Origin of the sequence: Phocaeicola acetigenes, from assembly GCF_027529745.1 — a bacterium.
In the GTDB taxonomy this organism is placed as follows: Bacteria; Bacteroidota; Bacteroidia; order Bacteroidales; family Bacteroidaceae; genus Phocaeicola; species Phocaeicola acetigenes.
On record NZ_JAPZVM010000005.1, the window covers coordinates 157,350 to 179,314 of the forward strand.

Here is a 21,965-nt window from a genome sequence, read left to right on the forward strand (position 1 = left end):
GGATGACATTTTTAAATGTAAAAAAAGAGACGATATGGTGAAAGAACCGCCCATACAGGTGGTAAATAAAACGCGTAAGACAGTGAAACAAAAGCGCACAAAGACTGTACGCTCCAAATCTGCTGCTTCAGGAAACCGGAAAAAGAAGAAAGACTCTGAATATTCTTCTATTCCCTTGTGGCTGAAGTATGTGATTCTGGGAGTGTCTGCTGCTTTGTTTGTGATTGTCTTTTATTACTTTTTCATTCGTCCCTATACTTACCGGTGGAAACCTTGTTATGGTGTGAAAGCCTATGGTGTATGTTTGCCTCAAGGATATAGCGTACATGGGTTCGATGTATCACATCATCAGGGGAAAATAGATTGGGAAGAATTACATAAAACCCAACAAACTCCTTTCCCCGTTCGTTTTGTCTTTATGAAAGCTTCCGAAGGAGGCGATTTCAGTGATACAGCTTTCGTACGCAATTTCGATATGGCCCGTCAGTATGGCTTTATTCGCGGTGCTTATCATTTTTATAATCCAAAGACCGATGCAGCCCGTCAGGCCGATTTCTTTATCCGTTCGGTAAAACTTGAACCCGGAGATTTACCTCCTGTTCTTGATATTGAAACACGCAGCAAGGACGTTCCCAAGCTACGTCGCGATTTGAAAATATGGCTTGACAAGATTGAGAAACATTATCATGTAAAGCCTATTCTTTATACTTCTTATAAGTTCAAGAACCGTTATCTCAACGATTCGATATTCGATTCATATCCATATTGGATAGCCCATTATTATGTAGATTCAGTGGAATACAAAGGGCAGTGGAAGTTCTGGCAGCATACCGATGTGGGAACATTGCCGGGAATCGATGAATCGGTAGACTTGAATGTATTCAATGGAAATATGGAAGAGCTGCTCCAACTCACTATTCCGAAAGAATAAATAAACAGACCTACATCCTTTTGTTATCGGGAATAATTCGTATTTTAGCGCGGATTTTCCGATAGCTATTATTGTATCCCTATCTGTGTTTAGTGATACAATTCTCTTTGTTTTACTTTAAAAAACAATCTATGAAGAAATATTCTTATTTACTTCCTATGACTATTATGGCTACAGTAGCCAATGTATATGGAGCCAATCGAGGGTCCGACAGACCGAATGTGGTATTTATTTATGCCGATGATATTGGTTACGGTGATTTAAGCTGTAACGGAGCGACTACTATTCATACTCCACATGTGGAACGTTTGGCTGCAAACGGTATCCGTTTTACCAATGCGCATGCTGCAGCAGCTACCAGTACGCCTTCTCGCTATGCCATGCTGACAGGGGAATATGCGTGGCGTCGGCAGGGGACCGGAATTGCTGCCGGTAATGCCGGTATGATTATCCGTCCGGAACGTTATACGATGGCTGATCTTTTCAAAAGTGTAGGATATACGACCGGAGTAGTCGGTAAATGGCATTTAGGCTTAGGAGATAAGCAAGGTACACAAAACTGGAATGAAACCCTTACTCCCGGTGTACGCGATTTGGGATTCGATTATTCGTATATTATGGCTGCTACAGGCGACCGTGTTCCTTGTGTGTTTGTAGAAAATGACCGGGTAGACAATCTGGACCCTTCGGATCCGATAGAAGTCAGTTACGAAGCCAATTTCCCCGGTGAACCTACCGGAAAAGAACACCCTGAAATGTTGCGTATGCATCCGTCGCACGGGCACGATATGACCATTGTGAACGGAATTTCCCGTATCGGCTATATGAAAGGGGGAAAGAAAGCACTTTGGAAAGACGAGAAAATTGCAGAAACCTTGACCGAGAAGGCCATCCGCTTTATCGAACAGCAGAAAGATAAACCATTTTTTCTTTATCTGGCTACACAAGATGCCCATGTTCCCCGTGTACCGGGAGAGCAGTTTGCCGGTAAGAGTGGAATGGGGCCTCGTGGCGACTGCCTGCTTGAATTCGACTGGACGGTAGGGCAGGTACTCGATGCTTTACAGCGTTTGGGACTGGATGAAAACACTTTGGTCATTCTTTCGAGCGACAATGGTCCGGTAGTAGACGATGGATATAAAGACCAGGCGGTAGAATTGTTGGGCAATCATAAGCCGGGAGGAATATACAGAGGAGGAAAGTATAGTGCCTACGAAGCCGGAACCCGTGTCCCCTGTATCTGGAGCTGGCCGGCTCAGATTAAGTCCGGACAGGTTTCCGATGCTTTGGTCAGCCAGATAGACTGGATGGCTACTTTGGCAAAAGTAGTTGGAGCGGATATCCCCCAAGGTGCAGCTCCCGACAGTCGGCCACAGCTGGATGCATGGACAGGCAAGGATAAAATTGGACGTGAAACACTGGTTACCCAAAATGCAGCCAACAATCTTTCTTTACTTTCCGGAGAGTGGAAATACATCCGTCCGGGTGGAGGTGCAGCGTATGAGTATAATGTAAACATCGAACTGGGAAACAGTAAAGAACCTCAGTTGTATAATCTGAAGCAAGATCCTCAGGAGAAGCACAATGTGGCGACTCAGTATCCGGAAATACTGAAAGTGATGAGTGAAAAGCTGGAAGATATCGTAGACGGACGCTATGGACTTCCTTTATATTAAAAAAATACCTTCTATAATAAATGATTTAAGATGAAGAATACAAGTTTGTTTTATTCAGTGGCAGGATTTGCTGCGTTGAGTGCTGTAGCTTCTTCCTGTCAGCAGAAGCAGGAAGAACAGAAAAAATATAATATCGTTTACATCATGACCGACGATCATACGGCCCAGATGATGAGTTGCTATGACACGCGCTATATGGAAACCCCCAATCTGGACCGTATTGCGGCAGATGGAGTCCGTTTTACCAATAGCTTTGTAGCCAATTCACTGAGTGGTCCGAGTCGTGCATGTATGATTACCGGCAAACATTCGTGTGCCAATAAGTTTTACGACAATACGACCTGTGTGTTCGATTCTGCCCAGCAAACTTTCCCGAAGCTGTTGCAGAAGGCAGGTTATCAGACTGCCTTAGTCGGTAAATGGCATCTCGAAAGTCTTCCTACCGGTTTCAATTATTGGGAGATTGTGCCGGGACAAGGCGACTATTACAATCCGGATTTCATTACACAAAACAACGATACGGTTCATCGTCACGGGTATATTACCAACCTGATAACCGATGATGCCATCGACTGGATGGAAAACGGACGCGACAAGTCGAAACCTTTCTGTCTGCTCATCCATCATAAAGCGATTCACCGCAACTGGATGGCAGATACCTGTCATCTGAATCTGTATGAAGACAAGACCTTCCCGCTGCCCGAAACTTTCTTCGACGATTACGAAGGCCGTCCGGCTGCTGCAGCCCAGGAAATGAGTATTGTGAAAGATATGGATATGATTTACGACCTCAAGATGCTGCGTCCGGACAAACAGTCCCGTCTGAAGACAATGTACGAAAGATTCCTCGGTCGTATGGATGAGGCCCAGCGTGCGGCATGGGATAAGTTCTATGGTCCGGTAATCGAAGATTTCTACAAGAAAAATCCGCAGGGAAAAGAACTTGCAGAATGGAAGTTCCAGCGTTATATGCGCGACTATATGAAGACTGTGAAATCGCTTGACGAGAACGTGGGCCGTGTGCTCGATTATTTGAAAGAAAAGGGTTTGTTGGATAATACACTGGTAGTCTACACTTCCGACCAGGGATTCTATATGGGTGAGCATGGCTGGTTCGACAAGCGTTTTATGTACGAAGAATCCATGCATACTCCACTTATTATGCGTCTGCCTGCCGGCTTCGACCGCAGAGGTGATGTTACAGAACTGGTACAGAACATCGACTATGCACCGACCTTTCTCGAACTGGCTGGAGTAGAAGTGCCGTCGGACATTCACGGGCAGTCTATGCTTCCGTTGCTTCGGGGTGAGCATCCCAAAGACTGGCGGAAGGCCCTTTACTATCACTTCTACGAATATCCGGCCGAACACATGGTAAAACGCCATTACGGTGTACGTACCGACCGTTACAAACTGATTCATTTCTACAATGATATAGATGTGTGGGAATTGTACGATTTGCAGAACGACCCGCAAGAACTCCATAATCTGTACGGGCAGAAAGAATACGAAGCCGTTGTAGCCGACTTGAAACAACAGTTGCTTCAGTTGCAGGAGCAATATAATGATCCTGTCCGCTTTTCGCCAGACCGTGATAAAGAATAATCAATAGAAGGGGATAGAAACTGTATTATACTACAATCGGCGACGTCGGCTGTACAATCGTTGTCGTCGATTGTAGAGTCAACGCCGCCGATTGTACAGCCGACGTCGTCGGATGAAACAGGATACAGGTTACGCTGCGCCGGAAAACCAGTATCGTACGGGTTGTATAGCAATATGTAGAACTTTAAGCAAAGGACTTGTCGTGTCAGCTGTTTTGAAGCTGGCGGAACAAGTCTTTTTGTTTTTCGGTAAGCTGAGAAGGAATTGTAACCTGGTAATTTACAATCAGGTCGCCACAACGGTTCTCTTTGTATACCGGGAATCCTTGCTGACGTAACCGTACCTTTGTATTGTTCTGTGTACCCGGTTTTACTTTCAGTCTGACTTGTCCGTTCAGTGTGTGAACCAGTACTTCACCTCCCAGTACGGCTGTATAAAGATCTATCTGTACATCGGTATACAAATCATCTCCTTCCCGTCGGAATGACGGATCGTCTGCTATCTGGAACGTGATGTACAAATCACCGTTCGGGGCGTTGTTGGCTCCTTTTTCTCCATATCCTTTCAAGCGGATAGTCTGTCCGTCTTTTACTCCGGCAGGAACGGTGATACGTATATTTTGTCCGTTGATACTGAAAGTCTGTTTATGAGTAACAGCCGCTTCACGAAGGCTTAATGGCATGTGCGCATGGATGTCCTCTCCTTGCATAGGATGAGTGCTGAAATGAGCTGCGCCATGTCCGAACAGCTCTTCGAAAAAATCGGAGAACCCACTTGCATTCCTTCCGAATCCGGAAGTAAAATCGCTTCCATTTCCACTGTACCAATATTGGCTGCGGTTTCCCTGCTGAGCCTGATACTGGCGCTGTTGTGCTTCAAATTCTTCTGCATGCTTCCAGTTTTCACCGTAAGCATCGTATTTCTTTCGTTTTTCCGGATCACTTAATACCTCATTCGCCTCATTGATTTGCTGGAACTTATCCTTGGCGGATTCGTCGTTCGGATTCAGGTCCGGATGGTATTGACGTGCCAGTTTACGGAAGGCTTTTTTAATTTCCTCCTGTGTGGCATTTTTGTCTACACCCAATACTTTATAATAATCGATGAATGACATATGTATATTGTTTTTTCGGATGAATTCAATAAAAAATCCCCTTTCCTGTCTGGGTAGAGAGGGAAAGAGGATTAAAAGTTAGGTTACTATTTGTTTAATGAATCTCAATGACTCTGTTTACTTTTGCTTTTTCTTCGGCTGTCTGTTTCGGCAAAACGATGCTCAATACACCGTCGTTGACGTTGGCTGAGATCTTTTCTTTTTCTACATCGTCCGGAAGAACCAAAGCCTGTTCGAATTTGGAGTATGAGAATTCTCTCCGCAAGTATTTCTTGTTTTCTTTATCCTCTTCCTTGGTTTCGTTCTTCTTCTCCATGCTGATCACCAACTCATTATTGTCGGTGAGATGGATATTGAAATCTTCTTTAGTCATACCTGGAGCTGCTACTTCTACCTTGTAATCCGTATTGCTTTCTATCACATTAATGGCAGGAGCGGTAGCATTGGCTTTTACCATCCAGTCGTTGTCAAAGAAATCATTAAAAATACTCGGTAACCAATTCTGATTGTTGTACTTTCTAATCGGCATCATAGTTGTAATCTCCTATAATTAAGTTGTTTATTTTTATCTTTTCTTCCCGTAGGTCTTTCAACCTGCGGTCACTTACATGTAAGCAAAGAGTATACCAGCAAGCCTTTTTGTCAGATAGGGAAAGGAGCTATTTAACCCTTTGAAAACCTTCTTAAACTATCGCAGGCAGATATTAAACTTTTGTAAACTTTGTTTACTGTTATACGCGGAAAAAGACTGACACAGACCGACATTTTGGCATGAAACAAGGCTGGTTTAACTGAAATTTTGTATATTTGCTGAATAAAAATAAGATAGTAGTATGAAAAAGACAATCTATGCATGGGCAAGTATCCTTTTAGGATGTACCATTCTGGCCGCAGGTTTTGTATTCTTTATTAATCCCTATAATATTGTTCCGGGAGGTGTGTACGGGGCAAGTATCGTGTTGCACAACCTCTTTCCTTCCATTCAGGTCGGTACGTTCGGTTATATGTTTGATATACCCTTGCTCATTCTTTCGGTTATTTTGCTGGGAGCAAAACTGGGAACACGCACCATAGCGGCGGCACTGATTACTCCTTTGCTGATGAATATTGTGTCGCGTTTTGTCTATCCTACCCAGGAAGCACTGGAACGCCTGGACCCGACACAGCTTTTGGGTGGCACAATGAATATGTCCGAGCACCTGATGCTGACAAGTATCATTGGAGCTACGGTAATTGGAATAGGTACGGGGATTGTAATCCGCAATCAGGCTACCACAGGAGGCAGTGATATTGTTGGCATGTTGCTTCAGAAATATTGCCACATACGTTTTTCCCGGGCAATTCTGCTGGTCGATGCTACGGTAGTATGTTTCGGGTTGTTGGTCATAGGGTTCGGAATAGGAAGTGCCAATGATTCTACCCAGCCTTCGTGGCATTTGTCTTTTTACTCACTGATATCCATATTCGTGATTTCACGTGTCATCGCTTATGTCATTAATGGAGAGAAAAACGACAAATTGATTTTTATTATCAGCAACAAGAATCTGCCAGAGCTTCGCCGGTATATTCTGGAGGACTTGGACCGTACAGCTACCTATATCAAAAGTAGTGGACTTTACACACGGGAGGATAAGGAGATGATTTTCATGGTAGTCAGTTATAAGGAAGTAGCCGGTTTGAAATTGAAGATAAAAGAGGCCGATCCGCGTGCGTTTGTGGTAGTGACCGATGCGTACGATACATTTGGAGAGGGATGGAAGCAATTGCCGTCGGCTCACGAATTGGATCCGGAATAAGTCGGAGCGAGAGGGACGGAAACCTGCTGAAACAGCAAAGTCGTTAAAGAGAGTGTAAATGTCATGCCGACAGCATTCAATTCTCTTTAACGACTTTGTTTTTATCCGGAAATCCAGTGTTTATTGATCTGGATTCTTTACTTTGCCTTTGTATTTTTCAGGAAGATCCTTTTCTATTTCCTTGTACGATTCTTCCATCAGCATTTTCAGATTATCGTTTCCTTTACCGATAGGGTATATCGGTTTATGGATAGTGAGTTTCATCCGATGCCAGGAAAGCAGTTTACCTGTGCGAGGCAGGATTTCGAACGAACCGTCGATAGTCAGTGGTACTACAGGAAGCTGTAACTGGTCGGCCAGCTGGAAGGCTCCTTTTTTAAAGTCGGCCATATGTCCGGTAAAGGTTCGTGCTCCTTCAGGGAATACTACCAGCGAAGTACCTCCCTGCAACACACTTTGTGCATGTTTAATGGTTTCGTACACTTTGCGTGGACTGGATTTGTCTACAAAGATGAATCCGGCCGATTCGCATGCTTTTCCTACGAAAGGTATTTTCCGCAGACTTTTTTTCATCATCCACTTGAAGTTACGTTTCAGGAAGCCATACACCAGAAAGATGTCGAATGCTCCCTGATGGTTTGCAACGAATACATACGAAGTCTTGTGGTCGATGTGTTCCCATCCGGTTACTTTTACCGGAAGTAAAAACAGATAACAGGTCAGTTGCGACCATATTTTACCGGGATAATATCCCCAGAAGTGTCCGTTTCCTAACCAGCAGCCCACCATGGTAGTCAGTGCAGTCAGGATGGTCAGCACGAGGAAAATCGGCAGTCCGATACAGATTTGATAGATAATGTATAGCAATCTCATATTCGATAATGTTTTTATGTAATGATTATTTTTTTCGTAACGTAAGAACAGTTATTTCGGGCCAGGCTCCCAAGCGCATCGGGAAGAGTACGTATCCCAATCCGATGTTGACATACAATCCCCGGTTTCCTTCCCGATATAGCCCGTTATGCTCCGGATAGAAGAAACGGGAAGCCGAAAAGCCGAAAATGCGGAATTGCATATCGTGTGTATGTCCGGCAAGCATCAGTTGGATATCTGTTTTAGGGAGTACCTCGCGTCGCCAGTGAGTCGGATCATGGCTCAGCAGTACCTTGAACATTCCCTCCGTACCTTTCATTGCTTTGGGCAGATCGCCTTTGTTCGGAAAAGGCGGATTACCACTGTTTTCTACTCCTACAAGTGCTATCGAGTCGTTGCCGCGGTATAAGTTGACATGTTCATTCATCAGCATCTGCCATCCCATTCCGTTCTGTCTGGCTATCAAGGTATCAATATTGGCCAGTCGTTCTGCTTCACTGTTCCATTTCACATAGGTCGCATAGTCATGGTTTCCCAACACAGAATACACGCCATCTTTGGCGTGAAGTTGGGAAAGAACCGGTATGAACTCTTCCATTTCACTGGCACGGCTGTTGACCAAATCTCCGGTAAATACAGCAAGGTCTGCCTGTTGTGCATTGCACAAGTCGATGGCACGCTGCATGGCTGTCGCATTTCCTTTCCAGCTTCCTACATGCAAGTCGGAAATCTGTAGAACGCGGTATCCGTCGAATGCTTCAGGCAAATCGGGAGAGGAGAATGTAACCTCCCTTACCTGGAAATGTTCTTTTCCTTTGATGGCACCAAACAGCAGATAGCCAAACAGCAGTAAGCTGGGAATGCAAAGTCCGGGGATTTCTATGGGAGAGCTTGTAAAGCGTTTCCGAAGCAATCGTACCGGCCAGGCCAGAAGGGCAAAAAATGCTTTGGGTACACTGATGCAGATTACTGTTACCAGATAAATTCCCAGATAACTGTGCAACGCTTCACCTCCGATAAGGAATGCCGCTAAAGCTGCCAGCAACAGAACAGTAGGAGTCCACCACAAGCGGTTCCAGCTTTTACGGCCAAGCGGTTTCAGGTATGTTTTATAAATGTACCAGTCTGGCAGAAGCAGTAACAAAAGGAAGAATATGGTAACTCTTAGCAGTATCATGTTTGGTCTTTATACAAGGTTAATATTGTAGGTTTGCGGTCAGATATTTTCTGATTTGTCCGATGGGAATATTTCTCCGTTTTGCATAGTCTGCCAGTTGGTCTTCGTCAATTTTCCCCACGGCAAAATAACGGGAGGCCGGATGTGCAAACATCAGTCCGCATACCGAAGCGTGCGGTTGCATCATACCGTTTTCCGTAAGACGAATACCAATTCGTTTCATGTCAATCAATTCATCAAGCAGATAGCTGACGGATATATCGGGAAGTGAGGGATAACCCACTGCCGGACGGATACCCTGATAGTCTTCGTTGAGCAATTGTTTCATGGTAAGTTGTTCGTCTTTGGCATATCCCCAAACTTCTTTGCGTATGGTTTCGTGTATCTTTTCGGCTGCTGCTTCTGCCAGTCGTTCGCCCAGTGTCTTGATAAGAAGATGCTTGTAGTCGTCTTCCTTGAACTCCTCTTCCATGCACTCGTCTATGGTTGTGGCAAATCCTCCCACTGTATCAGTGATACCCGATGCAAGCGGGCGTACAAAATCGCTCAGACACAGGAACGGGTCTTCCGGCTTAATGCGTGTCTGCTGGCGCAGCAACGGGAAGCGTGTACCATTCAGGAGCAGATTGTCACCGTCGGCATTGGCATCCATCAGACGATATACCGCATATACCTTGAAACGTCCGTCTACTGCATTCAGCATTCGGTTGGCTTCCTTATGCAGTTGCATGGCTTCTGCAGCCTTGGCACGTTCATTCTCGGGAAAAGAAGCCAGCCATCCGGCACGGCAGGAGTCACATCCGTGGATATCAGCAATAGCTGCAAAGCGTGGCTGGAATCCCCATGCATGGAAAAAATAAATCCAGTTGATGTATTCGGTAAGGTCGTGAATATCGTATGTTACTACAGTGATATCTGTCTGCATAAATTATGATGGCTTATCGGTCGAACGTCAATGCTTGTCCACGGTGTGCTGTATTTACTTTTCCATTCTCGTATACAACAGTACCGTTGACGAATGTTTTCTCTACCTGTGCATGGAAACATTGTCCTTCCATCGGGCTCCATGCACATTTGCTAAGGATACACTCCGGGGTTACTGTCCATTCACTTTCCGGATTGACTAGTACCAGATCGGCCTTATAACCAGGGCGGATGTATCCACGTCCGGCTATCTGATACAGTTCGGCTGGGGCATGACACATCTTTTGTACCAGTTGTTCTACAGTGAGTACACCTTGATGTACCAGTTCGAAGATGCTGACCAATGAGAACTGTAATGTAGGCATACCGGATACAGCTTTCAAGGCTCCTCCTTCTTTTTCACGGAGCAGATGTGGGGCATGGTCGGTGCCGATGACATCGATACGGTTGGTTGTCAATGCCTGGCGGAGTGCATCACGGTCGTGTGCAGTTTTGATGCTGGGATTGCATTTGATGCGTGCTCCCAATGTTTTGTAGTCTTCATCGCAGAAGAACAGGTGCGATACGCAGGCTTCGGCTGTGATGCGTTTTTCTGCAATCGGTTTGTCTTCGAAAAGTTCCAGTTCTCTGGCAGTACTGATGTGCAGAATATGTAAGCGTGCATTTGTTTCCTTGGCCAATTGTACGGCCAGTGCAGAAGAATGATAGCAGGCTTCTTCACTGCGAATCAGCGGGTGATAAGTAATATCGAGATCTTCACCGTATTTCTCTTTATAATATTCCGTGTTCTGGCGGATGATATTCTGGTCTTCACAATGAGTCGCAATCAGCATACCTGCTTCGGAGAAAATCTTTCGCAGCGACTCCATGCGGTCTACCAGCATATTTCCTGTACTGGCTCCCATGAACAGCTTCACTCCACATACATGCGTCTTATCCAACTGAGACAACTGGTCGGCATTGTTGTTGGTTGCCCCAAAGTAGAAAGAGTAGTTTACGATACACTTGTGAGCGGCATCGGCAAACTTGGCATTCAAGGCTTCCAGCGTAGTTGTCTGTGGGTTGCAGTTGGGCATATCCATAAACGAGGTGACGCCTCCGGCCGCTGCTGCCGCTGTTTCGGTCGACATATCTGCCTTATGCGTCAGGCCCGGATCGCGAAAGTGTACATGGTCGTCTATGACACCCGGTATCAGGTAACAGCCTTTGGCGTCGATTTCTTCGTCGCAGGCCTGTGCAGGACGTGCATCACCTGCAATTACTTCGGCTATCTGTTCTCCTTCTATTACTACAGAACCGGCAAACTTCTTGCCTTCGTTTACAATAATGGCGTGATGTATGAGGGTACGTTTCATTATGAATTTTTCTTTTGAGGATATTTCTTAAACCAACTGTTCCATTTCAGGCGGATGACACCGAATACGGCTTCTCCGAAAATGCTGCTGTTCATCTTGGATGTACCTAACTCGCGATTGATGAAGATCACTGGTACTTCGATAATTTTAAATCCGCACTTGTAGGCAGTAAACTTCATCTCAATCTGGAAGGCATAGCCTTTAAAGCGTATCTTGTCCAATGGAATTGTTTCAAGCACTTCGCGACGGTAGCATTTGAATCCTGCAGTGGTATCGTGAATGGGAATACCTGTGACGATGCGTACATATTTTGAGGCAAAGTACGACATCAGCACACGGCCCATCGGCCAGTTTACCACATTCACTCCACTCACATAGCGGGAGCCGATGGCTACATCACCACCTTCGTCGTGGCAAGCCTTGTACAAACGCGGCAGGTCGTTGGGGTTATGACTGAAATCAGCATCCATTTCGAAAATGTATGCATAATCGTGTGCAATAGCCCATTTGAATCCGGCAATATATGCGGTGCCCAAACCTTGTTTGCCTTTACGCTCTACCATGAACAGACGTTCGGGAAATTCTTTTTGCAGACGGCGGACAATATCGGCGGTTCCGTCCGGTGAGTTGTCTTCTATAATCAGAATGTGAAATACTTTTTCCAGTCCGAACACTGCACGGATGATGTTCTCAATGTTTTCCTTTTCGTTGTAAGTAGGAATAATTACTATACTGTCGCTTGTTGCCATCTTCTGTTTTTTATTTTATAGGGACAAATATAGCGATAAAACAGATATAGTCGTATATTTGCCGGAAGAAAGAGTAATACTATGAAAAAAATAAGACTTATCAGCAGTTGCTGTCGGGCAGTTTGTGGGATAGGACTGGCTTTTATGCCGGTTCTTGTTCAAGCACAACAGGTAGAGACTCCGCTTATGGGATGGAGTTCGTGGAATACATATCGTGTCAATATTAACGAGGAACTTATACGTAAACAGGCCGATGCCATGGCTGCTTCGGGACTGAAGGAAGTGGGTTACCGTTTTATCAATATAGATGATGGCTTCTTTGGCTATCGCGATGAAACGGGACGCTTGCATACACATCCGCAGCGTTTTCCCAATGGAATGAAAGGTATAGTGGATTATATTCATTCGCTGGGCTTCAAGGCAGGGACCTATTCGGATGCCGGTAGTAATACCTGTGGCTCTATCTGGGACAATGATGTGAACGGTATCAATGTAGGACTTTATGGACACGAGCGTCAGGATGCGGATCTGATGTTCAATGAATGGGAATTCGACTTTATCAAGATTGATTATTGCGGAGCCGGACAGGAGTTGGCACTGGAAGAGCAGAAGCGTTATACAGAAATCTGTAAGGCCATTGAAGAAGTGGCCCGCCACAAAGTATCGGTTAATATTTGCCGTTGGGCTTATCCGGGTACCTGGGTGAAAGAGATAGCCCGCTCATGGCGTATCAGTTCGGATATTACTCCAAACTGGTGGTCGGTACGCGATATTATACGTAAGAATCTGTATCTTTCTGCTTATGCGGGAGGAGGACATTACAACGATATGGACATGCTGGAGATAGGGCGTGGGTTGAAGCCTGAAGAAGAAGAGGTGCATTTCGGGATGTGGTGTATCATGAGTTCTCCATTGCTGATAGGGTGTGACATGACTACTATTCCGGCAGCATCATTAGAACTTCTGAAAAATAAGGAACTTATCGCCTTGAATCAAGATCCGCTGGGCCTGCAAGCCTATGTGGTTCAGCATGAGGGGAATGGATATGTACTGGTAAAAGACATTGAACAAAAGCGGGGAACAGCGCGTGCGGTGGCGCTTTATAATCCTTCGGATACGTTGTGTCATTTTTCGGTGCCTGCTTCGGTTCTCGAATTAGGAGGGAAGTTGAAAGTACGAGATTTGGTGAAGCGCCGTTCGGAAGGAACACTGAAAGGGGCACTGGTCTATACTTTGCCGGCACATAGTGTGAAGATTTTGCGGGTAGAAGGTGAAACACGTCTTGAGCCTACTGTATATGAGGCTGAATGGGCTTATCTGCCTTGCTTTAACGATTTGGCCAAGCATCCTAAAACTGTAGCTTATACTCCGGTAGAAGGTGCTTCGGAGGGTATGACGGTGAGCTACGTGGGAGGTAGTACGGAAAATTATGCCGAATGGAGTGAGGTGTATAGTGAAAGGGGGGGACAATACGAAATGACTGTTTCTTATGTGCCTGGAAAATATCGTAAACTGGAAGTAGAAGTAAACGGAAAGAAGACCTTACTGACTGATTTGGAAACTGATACGGAGAAAGGGATTTCCCGAATCACCCTTCCTGTAACACTGAATGCGGGATATAATGTAGTACGTATGGGTAGTGCGTACTGCTGGGCACCGGACATCGACTGCTTTACATTGTGTCGTATTGGTAAATAATCAGAGTAGGACGACTCTTGTGCCGCCTATCAGAGGGTTGTCCGACCCTTGATAGGCGGTTATATTATTTTTATGTATGGCAGTCGGTAAGCTACCGAATGGCGGCAGAAATTCTCCTGTATTTAGGGTATAAATTATGAAAACAATTGTTGATATAATTATATTAGTTTGTTTCTTAGGTTCTTTTGTCTTTATTGTGAGTGATGTATTGTTGTATTACTTATTGAAGCCAAGAAAGAAACAAAAAAGAATTGTATATTGTATCTTACATAATCTTATTACCATCATATTGTCTTTTTTTATTTTTGCAATATGGAACTTCGAGACTGATGTAATGTCTTATTTTATTTTTCTTCCTGCTGTGTTGGCTGAAATAATAGTTATCCCATTGTTTTATTATTGGATAAATAATCGTAAATAATACATTTAAAATGATAGTAGTATGCGGAGCTTTTGAAAATTATGATTATTTTTAAATTACAGACCTTTATTGGGAGATGATAGTTGAACTTGTACTGGGTATATGTATCATATGGGTGGTAGTTCTGCGATTTTACTAATTAATTACCATTATGACAATGAAAAAGATATTTGTAATTGTAACAGCTTTATTTATATGCAGTTACATCTACTCGCAGGAAGTGGCTTATGTGAAAGGAAAAGGATATAAGGGTTATATATTTCCAAAAGAGTATTCGGTTCTGGGATTTCCACCCGAACCAAACCGCTATACACCATGTTTAGAGGATGTTGCGCAAGCAGAAAAGATTTTGAAAGACAGTATCGGAAGTGATTATGTGAAATCCAATCAGAGAGCGCATTGTAAACCACCTATTAATAAAAATACACTAAAAAAATATGTACGTCAGTATATTGGATATATAACGGAAGACGGTAAAATTATCATTCATATTTACTTAAGTAAAGGTATTGAAATAGATAAAAACGAATTGTCGGAAGATATAATATCTATTTTTGACGGTGGAAGTAACCACTGGAGTATCAAAATAAATATATCAACAAAAGAACTATTTGATATGCAGGTAAATGGAATAAGTTAGCAGGAGCATTCTCTATGATAGATTTTTTTCGGTAATTATGATGGAAAAGGAAATCTGATTCATTATTTAATAATGATATTCAGATGAGCTACCAATCCTCTTAATTCGCTTTCCGGAAAGATAGTCTTTTTCAGTTTACATTGGGTAGGATCAATGGTGAAGTGAAAAGATGAGAAGAAATCTACCTTTTCCAGATTGGTGCGATGAAAAGAAGCACGAGTCAAATCGCACAGATCGAAGCATGAAGCGGTCAGGTCGCTGTCGTCGAAGTAGGCTTCGTGTAGAAGGCAGTCGCGAAAGACGGTTTTATGTATCTTGATACCCACAAAGTTGGCATAATTCAGCATGCTCTTCTCAAATACCAGTCCGTTGGAAAACTTGTTTAATTCTGTAAATTCGGCTCCAGTCATGCGGCAGTCTGTGAATACTACATCTCTTAACACGTGTCCAAACTTAGTGAGACTAAAGTCGCACGATTCAAAGCGACATGTATCAAAACTGCTGCGTTGAAGATTCGTTTTAGAGAAGTCGCATGCATGGAATGTACATTGGCTGTATTCCGTATCGAGCATTACCTCGTCAAATCGAACCTGTTCGAATAACTGTTTTTCTGTCATTGTAAAAGAAAATTATATTAAAGTTACCAATCAATCTCAGCCAGATGATGACTTTTCAGATACTCATTGGTCTGACTGAAATGTCTGCATCCAAAAAAACTACGGTGAGCAGAACGAGGAGAGGGATGAGAAGCGGTTAATATCAAATGTGTATGCTTGTCTATCAATTTTGCTTTTGATTGGGCATATTTACCCCACAGCATAAAAACTAAATGTTCTCTTTGTTCGCTCAGCTTTTTAATGGTGGCATCGGTAAATGTTTCCCAACCCTTTTTACGATGTGATTGGGGGTGGCCGCTACGAACAGTTAAAATAGAGTTTAGGAGAAAAACACCTTGATTGGCCCATTTATCCAAACAGCCAGATACTGGAGCCGTTTTGTTTAAATCCTTTTCCAGCTCTTTAAAGATGTTTCTTAAAGAGGGCGGTTGGGGAGTTATAGAAGGAACGGAGAAAGCTAGTCCACAAGCTTGTCCTGGAGTGGGATAAGGGTCTTGTCCTAAAATAACGACCTTTACGTTCTCGAACGGGCAATGATTAAATGCATTAAACAGATCTTCCTTTTGGGGAAGGATGTGGAATTTGCTGTATTCTTCTTCTACAAAAGAAATAAGATTGATAAAATAAGCCTTGTCAAATTCTTCGTGCAAGGCTTTTTCCCAGCTTTCTTCGATTGCTATCTTCATCGTTCAAGTTATAAAGATTGCTTTATAGCAAATCAGGCATCAGGTAAATAGTTTCTGTCGGAATATGCTGTTCAATCAGTGCTTCCTTGTCGGCCAAATACAATTTGATAAACTCCTCATGGGTAGAACATTGTTTTTCGGCTTTTCGGTAACATTCGATAGCTTGTGGAATGTTCTGCAAGGCTGTGTATACATGTCCTGCATTCAGATAGTCATTTGTTTGTGGGGAAGCTGAATGAAGCAGCTTTTGGTAGAAATTCAATGCTTTTTCGTATTCTCCAGTCATGAAATAGCACCATCCGATAGCTCGTTGTGCATTTTCCGGAGCTTTTTCCAGATATTCTACTTTGAAGAAATAAGACAGAGCTTTGTCGTACAGACGAAGAGTTGCCAGACATTGTCCGATCTGTAACAGCAGATTGAGATTATCGGGTTGCATCTCTTCTACCTTTCTGAAGTATTCCAGTGCCTGTTCGTACGCATGCATACGTTTATGGCATTGTGCCAAATGCTTGAGTGTCCAAATATGGTCCGGGCGAAGTATATCGGCTTGCATATAAGCTTTGACAGCTTCTGCATATTTCTTCTGTTTCTGTAAAGAAAAGCCCAGTCTTTGCCATAAATCTGCATTATCCGGTTCGGTACGGATTAGTTTCTCATAAAGTTCTGCTGCTTCTTCCATATAATCTTTGGAGAACAGATGCCCGGCTATTTTCTTCAGTGTATCCTGTTGCTGGAGAAGTGGGGCGAGTGCCTGACAATTCCATAAAGCCAATTTGTTTTTGAAGATATCAGTCTGTTCGTTGCGGTACATCCAAAGTTTGTAGAAACGATATAAGTCGTGTATATATTGTCGGCTGCTGGTATCGGTATTATCGGCTTTCTGGATTTTAGCGTTCAGTTTGTCGAAGTCTCCATATACCAAATCATCGTGTTTGGGTAATTCTGAACCTAACATTTGAAGTTGAGATTCAGGCATGGCAACAGTAGCCAGACAAAAAGAGTATTTGTCTGAGTTGCAGAATATGGGCGACTGGAGCAGGATATTGATCATTGATTTTTCTGCTATCTTGTTTGAGTTGAACAAAGCGATGATATCCGGAACTTGTCGGTCGAATGGATAAAACCAATGAGCAATCTGTCGGAAGAATGGGAAACTCTTTAGTTGGGCGAAAGTTCCCATATAAGTATCGGCTCCTTCCATTTGTAACTCACCCAATTCTTGTATACTCTTTTGTACTTGATTTAAATCTTCTTCCCACTCCGGATTCTTGTCTTCCAGGTCTTCAATGTCTTCGATTTTGAAGTCAGGACTTTGCATTTTTGTATTACGCATCATCTTAGGGATGATTTCTTCTCTCATCTTTTTGTCAATCTTTTCTGTTTCACGGGAAAGAAGGAACAGAATCTGGATGGTGGTAAGTTGTTCTATAACTTTAGTATCGTCACTTAAAAGAGAAAGAGCTGCCTGTAGTTCAGGATAAAGAGCCAGTCGTTTTTCCTGATAGTAGGCTACAAGAGCTATACCAATTAAAGCACGTTGTGAAATGAGATGTTCGGAACGAGATTGGTATGTTTGGAGAAGGAATTGGAACTTCTTGGGATCGAACAACTGAAGCAAGCTCAAGGTTACACCACTAATCATAACAGCCAGATCGAGAACTGGTACTAAAAGCGACTGCATCAATTCATTGGCTTCGTTGAAATCATTTTCTTCCCAAAGCAGAGAAACCCATGCCTTGGAGAACAGGGTATCTGTACTATTTGCATGTCGGGTAGCGATGTCGAGTTGGGCTGCTTGCAATTGTTTTTCATCTTGCATGTAGTTCAATTCTGCCATGCCAAAATCTTCAGTGATTCCTTCCAGTTGAATGCAGATGTTTTTGTAGGATGGATGCGGATTTCGACGGGCATTGCGAAATGCATTTGCAAAATATCCGTTTCCTTTCAGAGTCTTTCGTACTAATTCTGTCTGATCGGCCAGTTCGTATGCAGCCCGTCGCAACTGTTCGTAAAGCTTGCCCTGTTCCGGGTCTTGCATGCCCTGTGCTGCGTATTGCAACATATATCCGTAAGTGGTTTGCAGATTTTCTGCTTTCGATTGCAATTGCCAGTCTTCGGCTTCTGAGGTGAGAGCATGTAGTTGGGTTAAGGCTTCTTTCAGCCGGTGTTCGTCAAGAAATTGAATAATATCGTTGTACATATTGATTGTCTGATTAGGTAGATGCAAATGTAGCAATATTTTTGTAATTTTGCCGACATCTATAAAAGGAACAATGAATATAGCGGAACTTCAACGTATTTATGCTTCTCACCCTAATGTAGCAGGGTTGACGTCATTACTTGACAATAAAGATATTCGTACTATTTATCTGAAGGGGATGCACGCCTCTTGTGCTTCTCTGTTTGCTTCGGGAATCTTTGATAAGGCTCCTGGTATCTATGTCTTTATTTTAAATGATGTAGAAGAGGCTGGGTATTTTTATCATGATTTGGTACAGGTAAACGGTGATGAGCAGATTTTGTTTTTTCCTTCTTCGTATCGGCGTGCCATCAAGTACGGACAGAAAGATGCGGCGAATGAGATTCTGAGAACCGAGGTGCTAAGCCGATTGGGAAAGCAGGAATCTTTGGTTGTCGTGACCTATCCGGATGCGTTGGCGGAAAAAGTGGTATCGTGCCAGTATCTCAGCGACCGTACGCTGAAACTGGATGTGGAACAGCACATCGAGACTGATAAGATTACGGCTCTGCTGGTAGAGTATGGCTTTGAACATGTAGATTATGTGTACGAGCCGGGACAGTTTGCTACGCGAGGAAGTATTCTTGATGTTTATTCGTTTGCATCGGAACTTCCTTATCGAATCGACTTTTTTGGCGATGAAATAGACAGTATCCGTACATTTGAGGTCGAAACCCAGTTGTCTACAGAAAAGAAAACAACCGTAAGTATTGTGCCGGAACTGGCTTCTGCTTCGGGAAGCGATATTTGTTTCCTCGACTTTATCCCACGTCAGACGGTACTTTTTATAAAAGATTTTCTATGGCTTCGCGAACGTATCCAGACGGTGCGTGATGAGGCTCTTTCCCCACAGGCACTAACGTCCTACGAGGGAGAGCAGACCGAACTGATGAATCTGGAAAAGAAACTAGTGGATGGATCGGAGTTTACTGTAAAGGCATTGGAGTTTAAGCGAGTGGATTTCGGGCATAAGCCTACTGGTACACCACAGGCTACTTTGGAATTTAACACTTCTATTCAACCTATTTTTCATAAGAATTTTGATATGGTGGCTTCTGTGCTGACGGAATATTTGCAGCGTAATTACAAGCTTTATATCTGTTCGGACAGTATGAAGCAAACAGACCGTTTGCGAGATATTTTTAAAGAAAGGGGAGACCGTATCAGTTTTGAACCGGTAGACCGTACTTTGCATGAAGGTTTTGTAGACCATACTCTAAAATGTTGCATCTTTACTGATCATCAGATTTTTGACCGCTTTCATAAGTATAATCTTCGCAGTGATAAGGCACGTAGCGGAAAAGTCGCTTTGTCACTGAAAGAACTGAATCAGTTTGAGCCGGGAGATTATGTCGTACATATAGACCATGGAATCGGTAAGTTTGCCGGATTGGTACGTATTCCCAATGGTAATACGACACAAGAGGTTATCAAGCTGATTTATCAGAACGATGATGTGGTGTTTGTATCGATTCATTCGTTGCATAAGATCTCCAAATACAAAGGTAAAGAAGGAGAGCAACCCCGTATCAGTAAGTTGGGTACAGGAGCATGGGAGAAAATAAAAGACCGTACCAAGACCAAAATCAAGGATATTGCCCGCGATTTGATTAAGTTATATTCGAAACGCAGACAGGAAAAAGGATTTAAATATAGCCCGGACAGTTTCCTGCAACATGAGTTGGAAGCCAGCTTTTTATATGAAGATACTCCTGACCAGTTGAAAGCAACTCAGGAGGTAAAAGCGGATATGGAAAGCGACCGTCCGATGGACCGCCTTGTTTGTGGGGATGTAGGTTTCGGTAAGACTGAAGTTGCAGTGCGTGCGGCTTTTAAGGCTGTAGCCGATAACAAACAGGTGGCCGTGCTGGTACCAACTACGGTTTTGGCTTATCAACATTTCCAAACCTTCAAAAAGCGTTTGGAAGGATTGCCTTGTAAGGTCGATTATCTGAGTCGTGCACGTACGGCGAAAGATACCAGCCGTATCTTGAAAGAACTGGAAAATGGAGATATTAATATCTTAATCGGTACGCATAAGATAATTGGAAAGACTGTAAAATTCAAGGATTTGGGATTACTGATTATCGATGAGGAGCAGAAGTTTGGAGTAAGTGTAAAAGAGAAGCTCCGTCAGATAAAAGTAAATGTGGATACACTGACTATGACGGCAACTCCTATTCCCCGTACTCTTCAGTTTTCACTGATGGGGGCTCGCGATTTGTCAGTGATTCAGACTCCGCCTCCCAACCGTTATCCTATCCAGACTGAGGTTCATACATTTAATGAGGAGATAATCACGGAAGCTATCAACTTTGAAATGAGCCGAAACGGGCAGGTGTTCTTTGTGAATAACCGTATTCAGAATCTGGCTGAACTGAAGGCGATGATTCAGCGTAATATTCCGGATTGTCGTGTATGTATTGGCCATGGACAGATGCAGCCTGAAGAGTTGGAAAAAATTATATTTGGTTTTGTAAATTACGATTTCGATGTGTTGCTGGCAACTACTATTATAGAAAGTGGTATTGATATCCCCAATGCCAATACCATTATCATTAATCAGGCACAGAATTTTGGATTGAGTGATTTGCATCAGATGCGTGGTCGTGTAGGGCGGAGCAACAAGAAAGCATTCTGTTATCTGTTGGCACCTCCTTTGTCTTCACTGACTCCTGAGGCCAAACGCAGACTCCAGGCGATAGAGAATTTCAGCGATTTGGGTAGTGGAATTCATATTGCCATGCAAGACCTTGATATCCGTGGAGCTGGAAACATGTTGGGTGCAGAGCAGAGTGGATTTATTGCCGATTTGGGATATGAAACTTATCAGAAGATTTTGTCGGAGGCTGTGACTGAATTGAAGAATGAAGAGTTTGCCGACTTATACGCAGAAGAAATCAAGGCTGGAGAGGAGAAAATCAGCGGTGAAGAGTTTGTAGACGAGTGCACGGTAGAAAGTGACTTGGAATTGCTGTTCCCGAATGAGTATATTCCGAGTAGCAGTGAGAGAATGTTGCTGTATAGAGAGCTCGACAAACTGGAACTTGACAGGGATGTAGAAGCCTTTAAGGCTCGTCTTGTAGACCGTTTTGGAAAGATTCCACCAGAAGGAGAAGAACTCATTCGTATTGTTCCACTCCGGCGACTGGCAAAACGTTTGGGAATAGAAAAGGTTATTTTGAAAGCCGGACGCATGACACTATACTTTGTAAGTAATCTGGAAAGTCCTTATTACCAGAGTATGGCATTTGGAAAGATTATCGACTATATGTCTAAATATCCTCGTAACTGCAACTTGCGTGAACAGAATGGAAAACGCAGTATGGTGATTAAAGAAATTGGGGATGTTGTTTCGGCTGTACGAATCTTGCAGGAAATCATCAGTCTGTAGAATAAATTTCAGAAGAAATCAGCCTGCTTTACTTAAAAAAGTAGAGCAGGCTGAAAAATGAAATTAT

17 protein-coding genes are annotated in these 21,965 nt (G+C 43.4%); 7 read left to right on the forward strand and 10 right to left on the reverse strand.

Annotated elements, in window-relative coordinates; genetic code table 11:
* Positions 1–34 precede the first annotated feature (34 nt).
* The 3 genes from O6P32_RS08230 to O6P32_RS08240 all read left to right on the forward strand — a co-directional run bounded on the left by O6P32_RS08230 (position 35) and on the right by O6P32_RS08240 (position 4,212).
* The gene (locus O6P32_RS08230; RefSeq protein WP_269877869.1) at positions 35–931 is read left to right on the forward strand and encodes a glycoside hydrolase family 25 protein; all 897 of its coding nucleotides are present in this window, start codon (positions 35–37) and stop codon (positions 929–931) included.
* A gap of 158 nt (positions 932–1,089) precedes the next feature.
* Entirely contained in the window at positions 1,090–2,607 is a 1,518-nt protein-coding gene (locus tag O6P32_RS08235; protein WP_408636057.1) for a sulfatase-like hydrolase/transferase, read from the forward strand.
* Positions 2,608–2,637: 30 nt separating this feature from the next.
* Positions 2,638–4,212 (forward strand): sulfatase family protein, encoded by a 1,575-nt coding sequence (locus tag O6P32_RS08240; RefSeq protein WP_269877872.1) that lies wholly within the window; start codon positions 2,638–2,640, stop codon positions 4,210–4,212.
* Between the two features lie 205 nt (positions 4,213–4,417).
* On the opposite strand, the gene O6P32_RS08245 is transcribed toward O6P32_RS08240, so the two are convergent.
* Together O6P32_RS08245 and O6P32_RS08250 are read right to left on the reverse strand one after the other, a co-directional pair.
* Positions 4,418–5,326 (reverse strand): J domain-containing protein, encoded by a 909-nt coding sequence (locus O6P32_RS08245; RefSeq protein ID WP_269877874.1) that lies wholly within the window; start codon positions 5,324–5,326, stop codon positions 4,418–4,420.
* A 94-nt stretch (positions 5,327–5,420) separates the two neighbouring features.
* Positions 5,421–5,858, reverse strand: coding sequence for an Hsp20/alpha crystallin family protein (locus tag O6P32_RS08250; protein ID WP_269877875.1), 438 nt, complete (start codon positions 5,856–5,858; stop codon positions 5,421–5,423).
* Positions 5,859–6,159: 301 nt separating this feature from the next.
* On the opposite strand from O6P32_RS08250, the gene O6P32_RS08255 reads away from it, so the two are divergent.
* Positions 6,160–7,122 carry a YitT family protein gene (locus O6P32_RS08255; protein ID WP_269877876.1) on the forward strand — a complete coding sequence of 321 codons (963 nt, stop codon included), beginning with the start codon at positions 6,160–6,162 and terminating at the stop codon, positions 7,120–7,122.
* A gap of 120 nt (positions 7,123–7,242) precedes the next feature.
* Here the strand turns inward: O6P32_RS08255 and O6P32_RS08260 are convergent, their stop codons facing one another.
* From O6P32_RS08260 to O6P32_RS08280, 5 genes are read right to left on the reverse strand one after another with little or no spacing between them, the layout of a single operon-like run.
* A complete protein-coding gene (locus O6P32_RS08260; protein WP_269877877.1) occupies positions 7,243–7,995 on the reverse strand; it encodes a lysophospholipid acyltransferase family protein in 753 nt (250 codons plus the stop codon).
* A gap of 25 nt (positions 7,996–8,020) precedes the next feature.
* A complete protein-coding gene (locus tag O6P32_RS08265; RefSeq protein WP_269877878.1) occupies positions 8,021–9,172 on the reverse strand; it encodes a metallophosphoesterase in 1,152 nt (383 codons plus the stop codon).
* 19 nt (positions 9,173–9,191) lie between these two features.
* Positions 9,192–10,097 carry a vitamin B12 dependent-methionine synthase activation domain-containing protein gene (locus tag O6P32_RS08270; RefSeq protein ID WP_269877879.1) on the reverse strand — a complete coding sequence of 302 codons (906 nt, stop codon included), beginning with the start codon at positions 10,095–10,097 and terminating at the stop codon, positions 9,192–9,194.
* Positions 10,098–10,110: 13 nt separating this feature from the next.
* A complete protein-coding gene (locus O6P32_RS08275) occupies positions 10,111–11,451 on the reverse strand; it encodes a dihydroorotase (protein ID WP_269877880.1) in 1,341 nt (446 codons plus the stop codon).
* On the reverse strand, positions 11,451–12,200 hold the full coding sequence (locus tag O6P32_RS08280; RefSeq protein WP_269877882.1) for a polyprenol monophosphomannose synthase: 750 nt from the start codon (positions 12,198–12,200) through the stop codon (positions 11,451–11,453). Before O6P32_RS08280 ends, O6P32_RS08275 begins: the two co-directional genes overlap by 1 nt.
* Before the next feature lie 144 nt (positions 12,201–12,344).
* On the opposite strand from O6P32_RS08280, the gene O6P32_RS08285 reads away from it, so the two are divergent.
* Positions 12,345–13,898, forward strand: a complete 1,554-nt coding sequence (locus O6P32_RS08285; protein ID WP_269877895.1) for an alpha-galactosidase D — start codon at positions 12,345–12,347, stop codon at positions 13,896–13,898.
* 578 nt (positions 13,899–14,476) lie between these two features.
* Positions 14,477–14,959 carry a hypothetical protein gene (locus O6P32_RS08290; RefSeq protein WP_269877883.1) on the forward strand — a complete coding sequence of 161 codons (483 nt, stop codon included), beginning with the start codon at positions 14,477–14,479 and terminating at the stop codon, positions 14,957–14,959.
* Between the two features lie 62 nt (positions 14,960–15,021).
* Here O6P32_RS08290 and O6P32_RS08295 read toward each other — a convergent pair whose 3' ends face one another.
* The 3 genes from O6P32_RS08295 to O6P32_RS08305 are packed head-to-tail and all read right to left on the reverse strand — an operon-like array spanning position 15,022 to position 18,465.
* Positions 15,022–15,576 carry a pentapeptide repeat-containing protein gene (locus O6P32_RS08295; RefSeq protein ID WP_269877884.1) on the reverse strand — a complete coding sequence of 185 codons (555 nt, stop codon included), beginning with the start codon at positions 15,574–15,576 and terminating at the stop codon, positions 15,022–15,024.
* Between the two features lie 23 nt (positions 15,577–15,599).
* Positions 15,600–16,262, reverse strand: a complete 663-nt coding sequence (ung, locus tag O6P32_RS08300) for a uracil-DNA glycosylase (RefSeq protein ID WP_269877887.1) — start codon at positions 16,260–16,262, stop codon at positions 15,600–15,602.
* Between the two features lie 22 nt (positions 16,263–16,284).
* Positions 16,285–18,465 (reverse strand): tetratricopeptide repeat protein, encoded by a 2,181-nt coding sequence (locus O6P32_RS08305; RefSeq protein WP_269877888.1) that lies wholly within the window; start codon positions 18,463–18,465, stop codon positions 16,285–16,287.
* 73 nt (positions 18,466–18,538) lie between these two features.
* On the opposite strand from O6P32_RS08305, the gene mfd reads away from it, so the two are divergent.
* Positions 18,539–21,898 carry a transcription-repair coupling factor gene (mfd, locus tag O6P32_RS08310; protein ID WP_269877889.1) on the forward strand — a complete coding sequence of 1,120 codons (3,360 nt, stop codon included), beginning with the start codon at positions 18,539–18,541 and terminating at the stop codon, positions 21,896–21,898.
* The last annotated feature ends 67 nt before the right edge of the window (positions 21,899–21,965 follow it).